Consider the following 15,254-nt stretch of genomic DNA (forward strand, 5'->3'; position numbering starts at 1 on the left):
TTGTAAAACTTTTATGTAATATGCCCTCCTCACTTCTCTCTATTTGTGATGAGTTCTCTTGCTACATAAAAAAGAGAATAGTAAAAGATATTTGTCAGTATTGTCATCTATACATCTAAAAATAAAAATAGCAATAAAAACTTACATTTTCTTCATATATGACCATCTATAGGTAGTTTTTCCAACTGAATTTTACACGCTTTTACCTTCATTTAATAGCCTCCCCCCCAAGAATAATATTACAATTTTGTGAATTTAATCTATTAATCGTAACGTCAGGATTTTATTATATTTAAATATAATTTAACCTTTAAAAACACTATTTCTATCCATTTTATTTTTTTCAATATAACTTTTATCCTCACATACAAAAAGCATTGGCATACGCCAATGCTTTTTCATTATCTCTTTTGATTCGGTTTATGCGGTTCATTTGGAGTATATGGCTTATTTGGTTTATTTGGAGCCTCAGCCTTTTTCCAACTTACCGCTAACTCTGGACTTGTTTTTTCTTCACTACGCTCAAGTAATACTACTGCATTTTGAATAGTCGGTGTACCTTTATGCGCAATCCCTTGTAATTTCGTTAAATTTCCTGATACTTTAAAGCTAAATCCACCAGCTGGTGTTTGTTTCGGAATTAAAATGCGGAACTTGTCTCCTACATTAAATTCTGTTTTTGTTTCGCCTTTTTCATTTGCAAATTTCACGCCCGCTGGTGCACCTGTTGCTTGCACTTTATACGTTCCGCTTTTTGCATTTGTTTCTACTGTATATAAACCTGTTTCAAAGAAATCATTTTTTAATACTGCTTCTTGTTCTTCTGTAGGAGTTACACTCATCGTAATTTCTTGTAACTCTTCACTAGCGCTTGCTTTTGCAACGATGTCTTTCGTTACTTTCTCTACATTTTTATTGCGGAAATCTAAATCATTAATATCGATTTGTTTTAACGCATTCCACACTGCAAGCTGCGTTGCGTAATGTGCTTCTCTCCAATCAGAAACACCTAATTCTTGTGGACTCTTTTGTGGATATCCATTCAATAGTACACGGTATACGTTAATATCCACTTTCCCCATTTCCGGTAAATCTTGACCGCTTGGAGATTTCAAATCTACATTTAAGCAAAAAGCAATTTTGCCATCTGCCGTTTTAATAAGCTCTGTTCGAATTGGTTTCTTCTTTGACTTACTATAACTCCAATTCATTTCATACTTTGTATGGTCCATAACTTCTGCAAATGCTTTTTGAAGCGGGAATAACACAAATAAAACACTTAAAAACATAGCTAAAATCTTGAACGATTGCTTTATATTCATGTTTACAGCCCCTTATCACAAACTTAATACTAAGTAGTATTTATTTAGAAACTATTTTTATGCACAAAAAAAGAGTGCTTTTACGCACTCTTCTTTCTTACTTTAATCTTAGAAATCGAAGTTATCAGGATCCGGACCAACGCGGTGATTTTGATTTAACGCATCGATTTTTTCCATATCTTCTTTCGTTAATTCGAAATTAAATATATCGGCATTTGCAATAATGCGGTGTTCTTTCGTTGATTTTGGAATAGTGATTACTCCATTTTGAAGATCCCAACGTAAAATAACTTGCGCTGTTGTTTTACCGTGTTTCTCAGCAATTTCTTGTAATGTTTCGTTATCTAATAATTGACCTTGCATAAGTGGTGACCATGCTTCCATTTGAATACCTTGTTCTTTACAGAAAGCTTGTAATTCTTTTTGTGTTAAACGAGGGTGGTATTCTACTTGGTTAATCATTGGTTTAATTTCTGCATCTTTCATTACATCTTGTAAGTGACGGATTTGGAAGTTACTCACACCAATTGCACGTACGCGATCTTCTTTATAAAGTGTTTCTAGCGCTCTCCACGTATCTTTATATTTTCCTTCTACAGGCCAGTGAACAAGATATAGGTCTAAATAATCTAGCTCTAATTTCTTTAAGCTCTCTTCGTATGCAGCAATTGTTTCTTCGTATCCTTGATCTGCGTTCCATACTTTTGAAGTGATAAATAATTCTTCTCTTGAAATACCAGTCGCTTCAATACCTGCACGGATTCCTTCACCTACAGCTTTTTCATTTCCGTAAATTGCAGCTGTATCAATGCTGCGGTATCCTGCTTTAATCGCCGATTTCACTGCTTCTACAAGTTCTGGTCCATCCTCTACTTTAAATACACCTAAACCGAACCAAGGCATTTCTACACCATTATTTAATACTGTTTTACTTTGTAAGTTTTTCATTTTATTTTCTCTCCTTTTATTTTACTTGATCTCTTTTTTCTAATGTCATACTCCACGCAGTTAAAACAACAGCACCTACTACCATAATTCCACCTATCCAAGCCGTATGAATTAATCCTAACGAGTTCGTTACAATACCGCCCAAGTAAGCACCAAGAGCAATTCCTGCGTTAAATGCTGCAATGTTAATCGCCGATGCTACATCAACAGCGCTAGGTACAAACCTCTCAGCTAATATAACAACATACACTTGTAGCCCTGGAACATTCATAAATGCGAATAGTCCCATGAAAATAATTGTGATTAATCCAGCTACTTTAAATGGCGCTGTAAATGTTAAAACAAATAATATAATCGCTTGAATAAGAAACATGTAAAATAGCGCTCGAATCGGATTATGATTTGATAATTTTCCGCCGACCATATTCCCTATCGCAATGGCGATTCCGTATACTAACAAAATAATTGTAACGGTACTTGCTTTAAATCCTGTTACTTCTTGTAATAACGGAGATAAATACGTAAATGTTACGAACGTTCCCCCGTATCCTAATGCAGTAATAATAAATACAAGTAACAGTCTTCCATTCGTAATCAGCTTAAATTGATCGCGAAATGATACAGACGTACCTTTTTTTAAATTAGAAGGAATTAGCATACTATTGGCGATTAAAGCAACGATTCCAATGGCCACAATAACAATAAACGAGGCCCTCCAGCCAAATTGTTGACCGATAAATGTTCCAATTGGTACACCTGTAATAGTCGCAACAGTTAAACCAGTAAACATAAATGCTATTGCACTTGCACGTTTATTCTCAGGTACAAGCGCAGCCGCAATTGTAGATCCAATTGACATAAAAACACCATGCGCAAATGCAGATACAACCCTCGCAATAAGTAACACAGTAAAACTTGTTGCTACCGCCGCAATTCCATTACCAATAATGAAAATAATCATAATCCACATTAATAACGTCTTTCGCGACATACTAGCTGTTAATGACGTTAATACTGGAGCACCAAACGCTACTCCTAATGCATATAAAGAAACAGTTAACCCCGCTGTTGTAACAGAAACATGTAAATCCTCTGAGATAGATGGTAATAAGCCGACACTAATAAATTCAGTTGTACCAATTCCAAACGCACTAATTGCTAGTGCTAATAAAGCAAACATACTTCTCCGATTCGTCTGAACTTCCGAAGAAGATACTGTATATGAATTCAATTGAACTCCTCCTTAATGCGAGAAATCCAATCATAATAGTATGATAAAAAGGCCTTTTTATCTTCTACAAAAATAACTTTACTGTTGATATACGCTATTATGAATGGCTTTACTCTTTTTTTGAAGAACGCACTTAAAAGTACGATAGGTACCTAAAAGTAACATAGGCACTTTTTAGTACCGTACTACTCATTTCCCTCTTACGTATGCTATTATGGAACATATTCAACATGATAAAAAGTACGTACTTTAAAGTGCTATAGGCACTTTTTAGTAACATTTAATTATTTAGCTTCTTTTGTTGGAGAACTTAAATCTACATTCATCAAAGGAGATTTTTATATGAAGAAATATAATATTCCCGTTGAAGCGACTTTAGAGGTTATCGGTGGAAAATGGAAGGTTGTTATCCTTTGTCATCTAACGAAAGGCACAAAAAGAACGAGTGAACTAAAACGTTTAATGCCTGGGATTACACAAAAAATGTTAACTCAGCAATTACGTGAATTAGAAGACGATGGGGTTATTCAAAGAAAGGTATACAATCAAGTACCACCAAAAGTAGAATATTCACTTACAGAATACGGTTGGTCTTTAGAGTCCATTCTTGATTCTCTTTGTACTTGGGGCGAATGCCATCTTGAAAAAAGCGGTAACACATCGATGCTAATTGTAGAAGGTGAATAATAGGAAAAAGGAAAAAACGAACATGAATTTGTTCATTTTTTCCTTTTTTTCTTTATATGTATATACATTTCTAACTGGAACAAAATATTTTATACGCTTTCATACCTTGTCAGCACTACGTTATACACTCAATATCAAATAATTAGGAATCATTTTTATGTTAACATAGGTGTATATAGTATATAATATAGGATATATATTATATACACTTTCCGGTAACGGAGCTTTTCCATTATGCGGACAAGCCATGTATCGGACAGTTCATAAATAATAAGTAAGACGTTATGGTTTTAGATTTATGTTTGCAGCTTACTTGCTGTCATAAATTTAAAGGCATTTTATTGTGTTTTGTGAAACTTTGTATAAAGTTTCGTAAACGTTTACTATCTTACTTATAAAAAATAAGAGTATTGCTATCGTAAAGGAGAATTGGAGATGCCAGAAACTATGACTCAAACAAAGCCAGAACAAGAAACTGTACAAATTTCTGCTAGCCAAGGACAACTTGATGTACTTGATCAGTTGTTAAAACCTGAGGTACAAGAATCATTAACAACACTAGTAGAACAGCTTCCAAAATTAACTGAGCTTGTTAACATTTTAACTAAGTCTTATGACTTCGCTCAAACTGTTGCTACTGATGAAGTATTAAAAAGCGACACTGTTGGTGCAATTACAGAGCTTGTAGAACCTGTAAAAGATACAGTGAAAAGCATGGCTGCAACTGCAATCGAAGCGAAAGATCGTGCTGAAGAAAGCAACGAAGTTATCGGCCTATTCGGTCTTTTAAAATTATTAAAAGATCCACAAGCACAAAAAATGTTCCGCTTTGTGAACGCATATCTTCAAATTAGTGCAGAACGTAACAATAAATAATTTAACTTATAACAACAATTAGTAAAGACGGGGGATATCATACTATGTCAAAACAAATTGTCATCTTAGGCGCTGGTTATGGCGGTCTTCTTGCCGCTTTAAACGTACGTAAATATTACAGCAAATCAGAAGCACAAGTTACAGTGATTAACCAATACCCAACACACCAAATCATCACTGAACTACACCGCCTTGCAGCTGGTAACGTGTCTGAGCAAGCAGTTGCAATGCCACTTACAAAGCTTTTCAAAGGGAAAGACATCGATCTTAAAATCGCAACAGTTGAGTCATTCTCAGTTGATAGCAAAGAAATCAAACTAGCTGGTGGCACTACTTTATCTTACGATGCACTTGTAGTTGCTTTAGGAAGTAAAACTGCTTACTTCGGTATTCCAGGACTAGAAGAAAACAGCATGGTATTAAAATCTGCTGCTGATGCAAACAAAATCTACAAACACGTTGAAGACCGTATTCGTGAATACGCGAAAACGAAAAACGAAGCTGATGCTACAATCGTAATCGGTGGTGGCGGATTAACTGGCGTTGAGCTAGTTGGTGAGCTTGCTGACATTATGCCTAAACTTGCAAAAAGCCACGGCGTAAATCCAAAAGAAGTGAAACTTCTTCTTGTTGAAGCAGGTCCCAAAATCCTTCCAGTATTACCAGACCACTTAATCGAACGTGCAACTACTAGCCTAGAAGCACGCGGTGTTACATTCTTAACTGGTCTTCCTGTAACAAACGTTGCTGGCAATGAAATCGACTTAAAAGATGGTCAAAAACTTGTTGCTAACACATTCGTTTGGACAGGCGGCGTACAAGGTAATCCATTAATCGGTGAATCAGGTCTTGAAGTTAACCGTGGACGTGCAACAGTTGATGCATACCTACAATCTACTTCTCACAAAGACGTATTCGTTGCTGGAGACAGCGCAGTTGTCTTCGCTCCAGACGGACGTCCATACCCACCAACTGCACAAATCGCTTGGCAAATGGGTGAGTTAATTGGATACAACTTATACGCAGCACTAGAAGGCAAAGCATTAGAAGAGTTCGCACCTGTAAACTCTGGAACACTTGCTAGTCTAGGACGTAAAGATGCGGTTGCTACAATTGGAGCAAGCAATACTCCACTTAAAGGCTTACCAGCATCATTAATGAAAGAAGCAAGTAACGTTCGTTACTTATCACACATTAAAGGTCTATTCAGCTTAGCTTACTAATCTGAATATAAGTCCGAATCATGCCCTGCATGGTTCGGGCTATTTTTTATCCGTAATTTTCTCTAACTTATTTATTCGTCAAAAAAATTATATACCCTTTAAATTTATCTAAATATACTGACTTTTTACAATAAAAGCTGTCCCGTTCGGAACAGCTCTTATTGTCGCTTTTTGTCGGTAAATCGATATATTGGGAAAATCGCTGATATATTCGGATTTGCGCTGATATATTTCGAAAATCGCCGATATAATTTGAGTTACGGTCGATATATTCAAAAAATCGCCGATATATTTTCCAGCCTTACTTATTATCCTAATTTCACAAGACTGTAGTTCTTCTTCCCTTTACGAATAATAATAAATCTTCCATCAAATGAATTTTCTACAGTAACATCTGTACCCACATCTGTTACTTTCTCACCATTCATAGAAATCGCACCATTATTAATGTCCTCGCGTGCTTGTCGTCTAGATGGTTCAATCCCTAAATCGACTAGCCACTCTACGATGTTTTTCGTCTCTTTTGAAGACTGGAATGTTGGCATTTCTTTAAAGCCTTGTTCAATTTCATCAGCTGTTAACGATTTAATATCTCCGCTAAATAACGCTGCTGTAATTTTCTCAGCTTGCAGGAACGCCTCTTCTCCATGAACAAATTTCGTCATTTCTTCCGCTAACACTTTTTGCGCTTCACGTTTATGAGGTTCCGCTTCTACCTTCGTTGCTAATTCATCAATACGCTCTTTCGTTAAGAACGTAAAGTATTTCAAGTATTTAATTACGTCACGGTCATCTGTATTCACCCAGAACTGGTAAAATTCAAACGGTGTCGTTTTTTCAGGATCAAGCCAAACCGCACCACCCGCTGATTTACCAAACTTCGTGCCGTCCGATTTTAATAATAACGGAATCGTTAATCCGAATACTTTCGCCTCATGACCCTCTAACTTACGAATTAAATCTAAACCACTCGTAATATTTCCCCATTGGTCACTACCACCAATTTGCAGCTGAACATCCTCTTTCGTGTATAAATGGTGGAAATCCATCGCTTGCAAAATTTGGTACGTGAATTCTGTGAAAGAAATACCTGTATCTAAGCGGCTTGCTACAATATCCTTCGCTAACATGCTATTGATACTAAAGTTTTTCCCGTAATCACGTAAAAACTCAATAATATTTATTTCATGTGTCCAATCATAGTTATTTACCATCTTCACTTCGCTATTTCCGCCAAAATCAAATAGCTTTTTCATTTGTGCTGTTAACGCATCTACATTATGTTGAACCACTTCTAACGTTTGAAGCTGACGCTCTGATTGTCGTCCACTCGGATCACCAATTGTTCCTGTTGCCCCGCCAATTAAAATAACAGGATGATGGCCAGCTAATTGGAATCTCTTCATCATCATAAACGGAATCAAATGTCCGATATGCATACTATCACCAGTTGGATCAACTCCGCAGTATAGTGAAATCTTTTTCTCTTCTACTAGCTTACGTAAGCCTTCTTCGTCAGTCTGCTGATTAACGGCGCCGCGCCATTCTAATTCATCAATAATATTCATCTTTTGTCATCCCCTTTATTTTTTAAAAACAAAAAAGCCCCTATGTCTACGATAGACATAGGGACGATTATTCACCGTGTTACCACCCAGTTTGCATAAATAGCATAGCTACTCATACCACTCTTAGCAATAATATCGATTGCTAGTCCGCTTAGCATTACCTAAGATACTCCAGAGTGTAATTCGCAAGTTTGTTTGTGCTAGGTTCCAGCAACCCCTAGCTCTCTCGTTAACAGTGACAAACTGCTACTGGGCTCTTTCAACGTATGTTATTTGTTAAATTATTAGCCATTATATTGAATTGAAAACAAATTGTCAACAATACCCAAATGTTATTTTAAAATAATTCATATCTTCATACGTATTTCGTTATTCTTTATCTTCTCCAATAATCCTTACTTCTCGCTCCAACTTCACGCCAAATTTCTCTTCAACTGTCTTTTGTACGAAGTGAATTAAATCGATGTAATCTTGTGCTGTTCCGTTATCAACATTCACCATAAATCCAGCGTGTTTTAAAGAAACTTCTACTCCACCAATTCGCTTACCTTGTAGTCCTGAGTCTTGAATCAACTTACCAGCAAAGTTATTTGGTGGACGCTTAAATACGCTACCACATGAAGGGTATTCTAGAGGCTGTTTTGACTCACGTTTAAACGTTAAATCATCCATTTTGGCTTTAATTTCTTCATGTACACCTTCTTCAAGTTCAAATCTCGCTTCAAGAATAATGTAATGGTTGTTCGCAAATACACTCTTACGATATCCAAATTCAAATGCTTCTTTCGTCAAAGTACGTAGCTCTCCATCACCTGTCATTACGACAGCTTCTGTTAATACAAACGAAATTTCACCGCCGTATGCACCAGCATTCATATATAATGCTCCGCCAACTGAACCTGGAATACCACAAGCAAACTCAAGACCCGTTAAGTTATGGTCTAAGGCAATACGTGATACGTCAATAATTGCTGCACCACACTGTGCTACAATCGTTGTACCTGTTACAGTAACACCTGTAATATGAATTAAACTTACTGTAATCCCGCGAATTCCACCATCTTTAATAATGACATTCGATCCATTTCCTAAAAACGTAACTGGAATATTATATTCGTTCGCATATTTAATAACTTCTTGAATTTCATCATAATTTGTAGGCGCAACGAAAACATCTGCTTTTCCGCCAACTTTAATATGCGTATGATTCTTTAACATTTCATCTTGTTTAACATGTCCTTCAGGCAATACCGTACTTAAATATTTATAAACCTCTTGCATATTCATTTTACGATTCCTCTATTTCTATATTCATTTTATCCCGTTATACGGCCCATAATATCCCCACGTACATGAAAGAACCTAAAGTGGTGGATACAGTGTACCCAAAATCAATTCGAGACACCTATAAACCTCTTAATTTATAAGAGGTGCCACTCATATTAAAATATATATTGCATAATAAAGCAACCCAAATGGACTACTAAACTTGACATGTCATCAGAAAGACAACAATTTGTAAAATATGTGACTTTTTCAAAACACTATCCCTCAGTATCTTACTATACCACACAAAAAGAAAGTGGTATTTTTTTGTACTTTTTACTTTATTTACATCAATAAAAAAGAGCACATCCCACAGAATGTGCTCTTTCTATACTCTTTATATTACTTTTCGTTCTCTTCTTTTTCTTTATCAAACCATAACAGCTCATCGTTATCAACTTCACCATTATAATTGATTAAAATTTCTTCTCCTGCTTTTATATCTTTATAAGCATAGAAGTTAAATGTATGATTCTCAAAAACGATGTCATACGTTGCATTCGGTGTATATGAATGATTAAATAACATACCATATCCTAAAAGGATTGCCGTATGATTGATTCCATACTCAAATGCGTAGTCAGCAAGTAACGTTTTCTCAATATGTTCATGCTGTTCATTCGGATAAGAGATAACTGGTGCGGCGTGTATCAACTCACCCTTTTTAATATCACGAGTTGCAAATACACCTCTATTAAATTCTCCATCACTAAGTTCAGAAGTCTTAACTTCGATCATATGCGTCACCTATATAATTCTTTCTTTGAAGTATTTTATTCCGCTATTTGCGGATAGCTTGATTGGTGAGGGCTAATAATCAGTATGTACTAGTCTCACTTTATCTCCTTAAGCTTGGCAGAAAACGCGCAGAAAAGCAATTAAATTCCTATCAAGTATTCGTTTCAATGAAAAAAGAGCACATCACTCGTGCTCTTTCTAAGCAATATTACTTTTCTAAAATATCTTCTAATAACTTCACTTGCTCGCTAACAGTTTGTAACGTCTTCACTGACGTATCATTTCGATGTTTTTCTTCTTCCACACTCGCTAGCACTTCTTCTGTAGCTGTAGAAGTTTGCTGAATTACGTTAGAAGCATGCGTAACATCCTTTACGATATTCGTCGTTTTAACTTGGAAACTTTCTTGTTGAACAACAACCTCTCGCATTACTTCATTAATCGCATCAATAAACTTCCCTAAATCAGTTACATTTGTTAAAACGCTTGCTAACATCTCGTTACATTCTTCTTGTACTCTTTCTGACTTCTCTACTTGCACTTCTACCTTACTTGCTTGATTACTAAACTCCTTCAAAATCCCTTGAATTCTTCCCGCAGAACGATTTGATTCTTCAGCAAGCTTTAACACTTCACTCGCTACAATAGCAAAACCTTTTCCATGCTCGCCTGCCCTCGCAGCTTCAATATTTGCATTTAAAGCTAGCAAACTCGTCTGACTTGAAATATTCGTTATTACATCTACAATTTCATTAATTTGTTTCGATTGCATCATTAAATCTCTAAATATAATTCCAGACTGTGAAACAACATCATTTAAACTTCTCATGTTAGTTTCAAAATTTCTTAGAGTATGTACACTACCTTTTGAAATTTCTAAGCTTTCATCCACATGAGCCGATGCAGTTCTTACTTGAGAGATGATTTTTTCAATATTTCCCTCCATATCATTCAATACTTCTACCGAACGATACATCATCTCTGATTGTGATTGCGTACCAACTGCCACCTCTTCAAAGGCAAAATTAATTTCACTCATCGATTCCATCGACGTGTTCATATTTTGTCTTAAATGATTGAAATTACTATCTAGTTTCACAACTGTTTCTTCAATAAGTCTTTGCGTCTCTTCTAACTCCTGAGCTTTTCTCATTACTTCTTGCTTCTCATCACTTAAACGAAGGAGCAGATTAGAACCGATTTTCGTGACGCCCCACATAGCGATTGTTACAATCGCTAACAAACTTGCGAAATTAGCAGCTTCAGACGAGGCTGTATAAGCAAAAAATTGCTCCGGCCAATAGCTACAAAGGATAAATGTGATCACAACAGCTATCCCGCCAAGAATTAAAATGAGGCGCTCACTTAAGTAAATAAGTGAAACAGCTAATGTAAAATAGACCATTTGAAATACAGCCGGGCTTCCATTAAAAGCTTGTACCATAATGTAAGACATTGTAAGCAACATAAATGTCATGATATATTTATACACTGATTCCATACTTTTTATAAAAGTAAAAAGCGTTCCAAATGCAACGACAGAAATACCACAAATCCAAAATGCTATTGCTCTCTCTGTAAAAATATATCCATAATACCCAATCGCGATTATCCCAAGGAAGAAACTACAAATCGTTATAAACAGTAATAAATGATTTTTCTGTGATTCTTTCTCAAGGTTAGAAAAACAAGTCCTCTTTAACCACTCCATATGAAGCCCCACCTTCTACTTATACATATCAATTACTTCAGTTTAAATACCGCACTTACTGGGTTATGATCGCTATTTTCAAACTTTAAATCTTTCCCTTGTACATTTACAATCTCTACATTCGGTGAAACGATAAAGCCATCAATAATAGTGACGAAATTTTCACCTTCTACATATTTCTTTACATCATCTCTTACAGTCATAACAGACGGATCTACAGCCCACTTAAAGCCACCGTCTGTAAAGTCCTTCGGTAACTCTACTAACCACTCAGGACGCTCTTTCACGAACTTCGGATCACTTAATTGAGCGTTCGAAACCAATTGATTCCAATCTCCACCCATTATTACGTAATCACCATTTTCATAATGCTTGTTCATATATTCTTTTAAATACTCTACTTGCTGTTTTCTAATTTTCCCGCCTTCATCATAAGCAGACAAATGTAAATTTACGAGTCTAACATGTTTTCCATTATTAACAGGAATTTTATATTCCACAATTGCTCGATCTAAATCAAACAAACGCTTTGGCCAAGGCTCCATTCCAGGCAGCTGGAACCTCTTCGCTTCTTGAACAGTGTATTTAGAAAACGTACTTAATCCAGCCTCCGCATATCCCATTGGATTTGTTATTGGCACTGGAACCCATTTCGTATCGTAGTTCTTGCCAAATGACGAAACATAATCAGGTAATCCTTTTTTCAAAAATTCATGTCCATTTACATCAAATGAACGAAGTGACTTTATATCAACTTCTTGTAATAGCGCAAAATCACTATTCTCATTTTGTAAAAACGAAAGCATATTCTTTAAATTAGTTTCCGTTTGCTCTTTACTACTTGAACCAGATCCCTTTCCACCATCCATAAAGAAATCTTGGTCCTTATCTAACCCAGCATATCCAATATTAAATGTTGTAACTTTAAATTCATTTCCAGTCGCTAATACGCGCTCCTTATTATTCTCCACCTTCAAGCTTATAACATCAGCAGGCTGTTCTTTAGTAAGTGTCATATACGCTAGAAACCCTCCTACAATGCCCGCTACTACTAAAACACATGTAAATACAATTTTTAAAAATTTCTTCAAATAAATGACTCCTTTTCACGCGAATTTATTTTCTTTATTTTCAGTCAAATGAAACAAAACGACACACATAAGAAACATTTTATCACAATTAAAACCTTATATCATTATATTTAGTTGATAAGTAATATATCCCATTTTAATTACTTAAAAAACCTTCAGACATCAAAAAAAGAAAAGTTACACCCACCTCCTCACTGGAAATTAAACGGTATATTTAGTACACTATATGTAATAATCATAGGCGATGGAGTTCGCCATAAACGCTGCTTAGCTAATGACTCCTACCAGTATACATACTGGTAGGAGTCTATTTTTTTGAGCAAGCTATTTAAAGAGGTGAGAAAATTGATTTATATTATCGTCGGCATTGCCGGTATATTAGGAGCTCTTTCTCGTTATTATTTAGGCCTTAATATCACCACATTTTGGCATCATTCATTTCCATTAGCAACATTACTCATTAACTTAATTGGTTGCTTCTTCTTAGCGTGGCTAACTACTTATATCGCTCGGCTAAACATCTTACCTTCAGAGATTATCACAGGCATCGGAACTGGATTCATCGGTTCCTTTACGACTTTTTCAACATTTAGTGTAGAAACTGTGCAATTGATCAATCATTCTGAGTGGAGCATAGGCTTCTTATATGTATCATGTAGCATACTTGGTGGCCTCATTATGTCTGGCCTTGGCCATACAATTGGAGATTTCTTAATTAAGAAATCTCTTACGGAAGGTGATTACTCATGATAGAAGCCTTATTAGTCGCAACAGGAGGATTTTTCGGTGCGATTACACGATTTGCAATTAGCAATTGGTTTAAGAAAAGAAATAAAACACAATTTCCAATTGCTACATTCCTTATTAATATAACAGGGGCATTTTTACTTGGATATATAATTGGCAACGGATTCACTACAGGCTGGCAACTATTATTAGGTACTGGATTTATGGGCGCATTCACTACATTTTCTACGTTTAAATTAGAATCTGTTCAGCTTCTCAATCGTAAAAAACTATACATCTTTCTTTTATATTTAAGTGCTACTTACATAATTGGTATCGCCTTTGCCTTCCTTGGAATGAAGTTAGGCGGAATATAAAAAAGCGACTCTATTGAGTCGCTTTTTTTCATAAGAAATATGTCCCGCCATATGGAATGGAAAATAAACCAGCTGGATGTACATCGTAATGTATAATTTGCATCGGAAGTTGTGAATAGGGCATATACTGACTTTGCATCATTTGTGCAAAATATGCTTGTTGCTGCATTTGAATAGCTTGATTCACAGCATGAATTGTCCCTTGTGCCCCAGCCAGCGTAATAGCAGCTCCTACTTGTCTACCATTATAAAAATAATGATTCATCATGATTCATCTCACTTATTCTTTTTCTTCCATATGGTATGTTTCTATTTCATAGTGAGTGTTTTGTCCCTATCTATTGCCCTTTTTCAGCTTTGAAGTAATAAATCCAAATAATAATACACCAATACCACTAAGGAACAATACATAACTTATCGGTACTAGGAAAAAGAAAGGTTCTTCAAGGAATCCATTCGCTCCCACTTTACTGTTTGAAGCATGTATCGTTAAAGAAATAATCGCTAAAATCATGAAAGAAATAGCTACTACGTATTTGTTTTTCATTTCACATTCTCCTCTACTTATGTAATTCCCCTTAGATTCTTACCATCATATTATCTAAAAAAGAATTAACAGTCAATAATTATTTATTGTTTAACAATAAATAATTATTGACTAAACAAACAAAAAAAAAGGTTTGCAAAGCATCTTAAATCACTTCGCAAACCTTCTAAATTATAAATATTTACACTTCAAACCTCTTGCTTAATACAATATACATTGCGCAAAATAGCACGAATATCCCAGCATAAATTAACAAAATCTCTACACTAAACATATCCGACAACTGACCAAATATTATCATTCCTAAAGGAAGCGCGCATGAATTCGCAATTTGTACAAGGCTAAACATCCGTCCGTGCATTGATGGTTCTACTTTCTCTTGCAATAACACAGTAACTGGTGTATTGAAGCACGGCATTGTTATACCAATTAAAAAATTAAAGATGTAATACTGCTATTTATTCCATTTACTTTCATCAGATACTCTTTCGGAACGATTTGCGGAATTAATGCATTCACAGCTGGCGTTTGTACTCCTGTTCCAGCTGAACGAATGAGTAACACAATAAAAAGTAACCAAATACTTTTATATCCTGTTAAAAATAAAATTGCTAAGACTAACGTCGCAATCGCTATAATTCCATCCGATAACATAATCATCTTTTTACGGTCATAACGATCAATCCAAACACCTGCAAACAAAGATATCGCAATTTGTGGTAAAAAACCGCAAACAGTTGAAATAGTCAACATCACTCCTGATGATGTTGTAAGGGTGATATACCATATAATCGCGTATTGCACGAGAGAGGAACCGAACAACGAAATAGTTTGAGCGGTCAAAAATAATATAATTTTCGTTTTCCAATTGTTTTCACTCATA

General features: G+C 35.5%; 15 protein-coding genes, 1 pseudogene, 1 riboswitch and 1 other annotated feature. Of the genes and pseudogenes, 5 read left to right on the forward strand and 11 right to left on the reverse strand.

What is annotated here, in order from left to right; all coding sequences use genetic code 11:
- Window positions 1–401: 401 nt before the first annotated feature.
- The 3 genes from MKY21_RS25430 to MKY21_RS25440 form a co-directional block, all read right to left on the reverse strand.
- Window positions 402–1,322 carry a thioester domain-containing protein gene (locus MKY21_RS25430; protein ID WP_001022513.1) on the reverse strand — a complete coding sequence of 307 codons (921 nt, stop codon included), beginning with the start codon at window positions 1,320–1,322 and terminating at the stop codon, window positions 402–404.
- 108 nt (window positions 1,323–1,430) lie between these two features.
- Window positions 1,431–2,270 carry an aldo/keto reductase gene (locus MKY21_RS25435; RefSeq protein WP_016118862.1) on the reverse strand — a complete coding sequence of 280 codons (840 nt, stop codon included), beginning with the start codon at window positions 2,268–2,270 and terminating at the stop codon, window positions 1,431–1,433.
- A 16-nt stretch (window positions 2,271–2,286) separates the two neighbouring features.
- The gene (locus MKY21_RS25440; protein ID WP_341077959.1) at window positions 2,287–3,450 is read right to left on the reverse strand and encodes an MFS transporter; all 1,164 of its coding nucleotides are present in this window, start codon (window positions 3,448–3,450) and stop codon (window positions 2,287–2,289) included.
- Window positions 3,451–3,843: 393 nt separating this feature from the next.
- On the opposite strand from MKY21_RS25440, the gene MKY21_RS25445 reads away from it, so the two are divergent.
- The 3 genes from MKY21_RS25445 (at window position 3,844) to MKY21_RS25455 (ending at window position 6,287) form a co-directional block, all read left to right on the forward strand.
- Entirely contained in the window at window positions 3,844–4,188 is a 345-nt protein-coding gene (locus MKY21_RS25445; protein ID WP_000760475.1) for a winged helix-turn-helix transcriptional regulator, read from the forward strand.
- A 435-nt stretch (window positions 4,189–4,623) separates the two neighbouring features.
- Window positions 4,624–5,064 carry a DUF1641 domain-containing protein gene (locus MKY21_RS25450; RefSeq protein ID WP_001115311.1) on the forward strand — a complete coding sequence of 147 codons (441 nt, stop codon included), beginning with the start codon at window positions 4,624–4,626 and terminating at the stop codon, window positions 5,062–5,064.
- 44 nt (window positions 5,065–5,108) lie between these two features.
- Complete coding sequence (locus tag MKY21_RS25455) at window positions 5,109–6,287, forward strand: NAD(P)/FAD-dependent oxidoreductase (protein ID WP_000043203.1); 1,179 nt, start codon at window positions 5,109–5,111, stop codon at window positions 6,285–6,287.
- Between the two features lie 308 nt (window positions 6,288–6,595).
- Here the strand turns inward: MKY21_RS25455 and tyrS are convergent, their stop codons facing one another.
- From tyrS to MKY21_RS25480, 5 genes are all read right to left on the reverse strand, one after another.
- Window positions 6,596–7,855 (reverse strand): tyrosine--tRNA ligase, encoded by a 1,260-nt coding sequence (gene tyrS, locus MKY21_RS25460; protein WP_016118864.1) that lies wholly within the window; start codon window positions 7,853–7,855, stop codon window positions 6,596–6,598.
- Between the two features lie 56 nt (window positions 7,856–7,911).
- Window positions 7,912–8,127, reverse strand: a binding site (T-box leader).
- 97 nt (window positions 8,128–8,224) lie between these two features.
- A complete protein-coding gene (gene murB / locus MKY21_RS25465) occupies window positions 8,225–9,142 on the reverse strand; it encodes a UDP-N-acetylmuramate dehydrogenase (protein WP_001057102.1) in 918 nt (305 codons plus the stop codon).
- Window positions 9,143–9,523: 381 nt separating this feature from the next.
- Window positions 9,524–9,919: an SET domain-containing protein gene (locus tag MKY21_RS25470; RefSeq protein ID WP_000573649.1), complete on the reverse strand. Its 396-nt coding sequence runs from the start codon at window positions 9,917–9,919 to the stop codon at window positions 9,524–9,526.
- Window positions 9,920–10,127: 208 nt separating this feature from the next.
- Window positions 10,128–11,630 (reverse strand): DUF4077 domain-containing protein, encoded by a 1,503-nt coding sequence (locus tag MKY21_RS25475; RefSeq protein ID WP_341077622.1) that lies wholly within the window; start codon window positions 11,628–11,630, stop codon window positions 10,128–10,130.
- A gap of 32 nt (window positions 11,631–11,662) precedes the next feature.
- Window positions 11,663–12,721: an endonuclease/exonuclease/phosphatase family protein gene (locus MKY21_RS25480; protein WP_000714052.1), complete on the reverse strand. Its 1,059-nt coding sequence runs from the start codon at window positions 12,719–12,721 to the stop codon at window positions 11,663–11,665.
- 231 nt (window positions 12,722–12,952) lie between these two features.
- Window positions 12,953–13,012, forward strand: a riboswitch (Fluoride riboswitch).
- A gap of 54 nt (window positions 13,013–13,066) precedes the next feature.
- Here MKY21_RS25480 and crcB (MKY21_RS25485) point away from each other — a divergent pair.
- Both crcB (MKY21_RS25485) and crcB (MKY21_RS25490) read left to right on the forward strand, forming a co-directional pair.
- Window positions 13,067–13,471 carry a fluoride efflux transporter CrcB gene (crcB, locus tag MKY21_RS25485; RefSeq protein ID WP_000639314.1) on the forward strand — a complete coding sequence of 135 codons (405 nt, stop codon included), beginning with the start codon at window positions 13,067–13,069 and terminating at the stop codon, window positions 13,469–13,471.
- Window positions 13,468–13,824, forward strand: coding sequence for a fluoride efflux transporter CrcB (gene crcB / locus MKY21_RS25490; protein WP_000568575.1), 357 nt, complete (start codon window positions 13,468–13,470; stop codon window positions 13,822–13,824). The genes crcB (MKY21_RS25485) and crcB (MKY21_RS25490) overlap by 4 nt, the downstream gene beginning before the upstream one ends.
- Window positions 13,825–13,852: 28 nt before the next feature.
- Here the strand turns inward: crcB (MKY21_RS25490) and MKY21_RS25495 are convergent, their stop codons facing one another.
- The 3 genes and pseudogenes from MKY21_RS25495 to MKY21_RS25505 form a co-directional block, all read right to left on the reverse strand.
- The gene (locus MKY21_RS25495; RefSeq protein ID WP_000980955.1) at window positions 13,853–14,092 is read right to left on the reverse strand and encodes a DUF3947 family protein; all 240 of its coding nucleotides are present in this window, start codon (window positions 14,090–14,092) and stop codon (window positions 13,853–13,855) included.
- 66 nt (window positions 14,093–14,158) lie between these two features.
- Window positions 14,159–14,392 carry a DUF3955 domain-containing protein gene (locus MKY21_RS25500; protein ID WP_193533296.1) on the reverse strand — a complete coding sequence of 78 codons (234 nt, stop codon included), beginning with the start codon at window positions 14,390–14,392 and terminating at the stop codon, window positions 14,159–14,161.
- Between the two features lie 160 nt (window positions 14,393–14,552).
- Window positions 14,553–15,253 (reverse strand): annotated as a pseudogene (locus tag MKY21_RS25505) (MFS transporter).
- Window position 15,254 lies beyond the last annotated feature (1 nt).

Source organism: Bacillus sp. FSL R9-9497 (assembly GCF_038005805.1).
Lineage (GTDB): Bacteria > Bacillota > Bacilli > Bacillales > Bacillaceae_G > Bacillus_A > Bacillus_A cereus.

Excerpts from the sequence above, each read along its gene's own strand:
- MKY21_RS25430 (WP_001022513.1), bottom strand. The coding sequence starts at position 1,322 with ATGAATATAAAGCAATCGTTCAAGATTTTAGCTATGTTTTTAAGTGTT.
- MKY21_RS25435 (WP_016118862.1), bottom strand. The coding sequence starts at position 2,270 with ATGAAAAACTTACAAAGTAAAACAGTATTAAATAATGGTGTAGAAATG.
- MKY21_RS25440 (WP_341077959.1), bottom strand. The coding sequence starts at position 3,450 with ATGTTTGCTTTATTAGCACTAGCAATTAGTGCGTTTGGAATTGGTACA.
- MKY21_RS25445 (WP_000760475.1), top strand. The coding sequence starts at position 3,844 with ATGAAGAAATATAATATTCCCGTTGAAGCGACTTTAGAGGTTATCGGT.
- MKY21_RS25450 (WP_001115311.1), top strand. The coding sequence starts at position 4,624 with ATGCCAGAAACTATGACTCAAACAAAGCCAGAACAAGAAACTGTACAA.
- MKY21_RS25455 (WP_000043203.1), top strand. The coding sequence starts at position 5,109 with ATGTCAAAACAAATTGTCATCTTAGGCGCTGGTTATGGCGGTCTTCTT.
- tyrS (WP_016118864.1), bottom strand. The coding sequence starts at position 7,855 with ATGAATATTATTGATGAATTAGAATGGCGCGGCGCCGTTAATCAGCAG.
- murB (WP_001057102.1), bottom strand. The coding sequence starts at position 9,142 with ATGAATATGCAAGAGGTTTATAAATATTTAAGTACGGTATTGCCTGAA.
- MKY21_RS25470 (WP_000573649.1), bottom strand. The coding sequence starts at position 9,919 with ATGATCGAAGTTAAGACTTCTGAACTTAGTGATGGAGAATTTAATAGA.
- MKY21_RS25475 (WP_341077622.1), bottom strand. The coding sequence starts at position 11,630 with ATGGAGTGGTTAAAGAGGACTTGTTTTTCTAACCTTGAGAAAGAATCA.
- crcB (WP_000568575.1), top strand. The coding sequence starts at position 13,468 with ATGATAGAAGCCTTATTAGTCGCAACAGGAGGATTTTTCGGTGCGATT.
- MKY21_RS25495 (WP_000980955.1), bottom strand. The coding sequence starts at position 14,092 with ATGATGAATCATTATTTTTATAATGGTAGACAAGTAGGAGCTGCTATT.